We start from the raw sequence: 433 nt of genomic DNA on the forward strand, positions 1-433 counted from the left end.
GTCTTGAACTGTGCAATCGCATCAAAATCAAATGTAGCTTCGTGGCGCAGGATTGGGACGGGATCATCCCCGCGCTGCTCGTCGGGAAATACGATGTCATCATGTCCGGCATGGCGATCACGGAGAAGCGCAAGCAGCAGATCGCATTCTCCAGCCCATATGCTAGCGGCTACAACCAGTTCGTCGTGCGCAAAGAGCTTGGGCTCGATGCCGGCGACACCAAAGAGAAAGTCAACCTTTCGACGGTCGGGGACAAGGAGAAGGCAACCATCGAGCGGCTCAGGTCCACCCTCAACGGCAAAGCCATTGGTGTGCTTCGTTCGTCGAATTCGGAGGCTGTTGTGAAACAACTCCTCGGCGATGTCGTGACCATTCGCAGCTATGACAGTCTCGACAACCTGAAGCTCGATCTTACCGCGGGGCGCGTCGACGG

Annotated in this window: 1 protein-coding gene; it reads left to right on the top strand. The window is 56.6% G+C overall.

What is annotated here, in order from left to right; translation table 11 throughout:
- Positions 1 to 433 (top strand): transporter substrate-binding domain-containing protein (locus EOA29_RS40185; protein WP_127222594.1); only part of this gene is annotated, 433 nt, incomplete at both ends.

It is taken from the genome of Mesorhizobium sp. M1E.F.Ca.ET.063.01.1.1, assembly GCF_003998155.1.
Lineage (GTDB): Bacteria > Pseudomonadota > Alphaproteobacteria > Rhizobiales > Rhizobiaceae > Mesorhizobium.